The organism is Loigolactobacillus bifermentans DSM 20003 (assembly GCF_001434575.1).
In the GTDB taxonomy this organism is placed as follows: Bacteria; Bacillota; Bacilli; order Lactobacillales; family Lactobacillaceae; genus Loigolactobacillus; species Loigolactobacillus bifermentans.
Map to the genome: position 1 here is coordinate 1 of NZ_AZDA01000048.1, position 2025 is coordinate 2025.

At 38.1% G+C, this 2025-nt stretch carries 2 protein-coding genes and 2 pseudogenes; 3 read left to right on the forward strand and 1 reads right to left on the reverse strand.

The window, feature by feature from the left end; genetic code table 11:
• Nucleotides 1-30: 30 nt before the first annotated feature.
• From FC07_RS07510 to FC07_RS07515, 3 genes and pseudogenes are all read left to right on the forward strand, one after another.
• A pseudogene (locus FC07_RS07510) lies at nucleotides 31-357 on the forward strand (replication initiator protein A); the annotation flags it as partial.
• A gap of 155 nt (nucleotides 358-512) precedes the next feature.
• Nucleotides 513-711: pseudogene (locus FC07_RS16360) on the forward strand (hypothetical protein).
• A 50-nt stretch (nucleotides 712-761) separates the two neighbouring features.
• Complete coding sequence (locus tag FC07_RS07515) at nucleotides 762-1583, forward strand: Fic family protein (protein WP_057904516.1); 822 nt, start codon at nucleotides 762-764, stop codon at nucleotides 1581-1583.
• Here the strand turns inward: FC07_RS07515 and FC07_RS07520 are convergent.
• Nucleotides 1573-1851 (reverse strand): hypothetical protein, encoded by a 279-nt coding sequence (locus FC07_RS07520; RefSeq protein ID WP_057904517.1) that lies wholly within the window; start codon nucleotides 1849-1851, stop codon nucleotides 1573-1575. The two genes, FC07_RS07515 and FC07_RS07520, sit on opposite strands and share 11 nt — an antisense overlap.
• Nucleotides 1852-2025: the final 174 nt, after the last annotated feature.

Genomic DNA, 2025 nt, shown 5'->3' on the forward strand with positions numbered 1-2025 from the left:
TTTTACTTGGGTGCTGTAACATGATGAATACTGCTTAGTTTTTGGTGCCGTACCCCGCAACAGATGCGTCGCTTCGTTGGTATTATCTTAAATGCTAAGTACCGAGTTGAGAAGGATCATAAAGATATTGGCGTCATAATCCCACTGGACGACGAAGAACTTAAATTTTTAATGACTAAAGCCTTGAGACGTTACTTTAACGCCCTAAGAAGCAATGAGAAGCACATCAAGAACGTGGAAAACTACCTGTACGGCACCATGCAAAACCTATTTGGTGTTTGGTGGAATAAACAAGCGGCTAGAGAATACGCGGCCAAACACCCCGAAGAGCAAAACGCTGACAATGAGCGCTTTTAGAATTAAACGGCATATAAGCTCATCTAAGCCGTTTTAAGTGTTCGGCACATAATTATATTAAAACCGATTTAGAACCGTTTATAAGCTAAAATAGGCGCCTTAAATAGCTGAATAGGCGATAACTAATCTAGAAAGATGGGAAAGGAGTTTTTTAAATGACCAAACCAAGCAAAGAAGTCGAAAAAATAGAGCAATTGTTGGCTGACCCCTGGACAGTCAATATTTAAGGCGTTTGGGAACAAGCGGCACATAATCCAGACCCTGATAAGCGCAAGTTGTTTGACGCGTTACACACTTACCTCTTAGATAAACGGCAAGAAAAAAATTATCAACGAAAAGCATTTCGTGATTTAACATGGACGAGTCAAAGAATCAGTGGTTGGAATGAAAAGGAGGCACAAAATATGACTAAGACACAAGCATATATGGACAAGTATCAATTTACAGTTGCAGAAAACAAACGGTTTGCTCGAACAAATTTTACCAAGCTAGTACACACTAGTGCCCGCTTTGAAGGCGTAAATACCACTTTGCCGCAAACACAAACCATTATGGACGGCATGAGTGTGGCAGGCGTTCCTGTTGAAGATATTTTGACAATTGTTAACTTAAAGCGTGGGTGGCAATATATCACTGATCAAAATTCCTCCTTAACGTTAACCATGGAAAAACAAATTAACAAGATTGTGGCCGCGGAAGACGCCTTAGTACCAGGAGAATTACGGCAAGGAAAAGGAGGAGTTGATTTAGGCAGTGAAGACTTTTTTGAACCACCCTTAATTAACGAAAAACAAGAACAATCCTTTTTACAAAAAATTTTGGCTGATCCGCAAACAACGACCACTGATAAAGCATTGACTGTTATGTATCATAATATGCGCCAACAAATCTTTTGGGACGGGAACAAAAGGACGGCGACTTTAAGTGCTAATAAAATTATGATTGACGGTGGTGCAGGCTTAATCAATGTGCCGTTAGATAAGTGGGATCAATGGAACGAACTAATTGCCAATTATTATCGAACTAATGACATGGCTAAAATTAAACGGTGGACATATGACAATGGCATTCAAGGATTACAAATTAGAGCAAACTTAGAGCTTAAATCAGTTGAAGACGAAATTGGTAAAAGAATCCAAGAACAATTAAAAGATTTTGCGGATCAAAACCCAGAAATTAAGCCAAAAAATGATCCAGAAAATAAAAACGATCGGCCTAGTTATTAGGTTGATCGTTTTTGAGCTTATTCGGCTTATGGGCATTAACGTAATCGGCAAATGTTTTTAAAAGCTCTTCGGTTTGTTCAACCGAAAGGTTATCAGCTTGAAAGTATTTTTCTAGCAAAGCTCCTTTTTGAATTAATCGGCGAGAACGAGCTTTGCGGTCTTGCCGACTTTCATAATATTTAGATTGCCGTAATTTAAAATCTTCCCGCTCAATTTTTTGTTTTAAACGCGCTTGCTGCTCGACTAGTTTTTCATATTGATTAGACATAGAATTTCCCCATCTCGTATGGCTAATGATCTACGGACTTTACCTTTAAAAATTCAGAAAATTGCTTAGCTAAAAGCTTAATCTGATCGTTAGACAAATTAGCATAATCTAAATTGGATTGACTGATGATTTGTTTACCTAGCCGTTGTTCAATCTTATTTTTTTCGTCCTTAA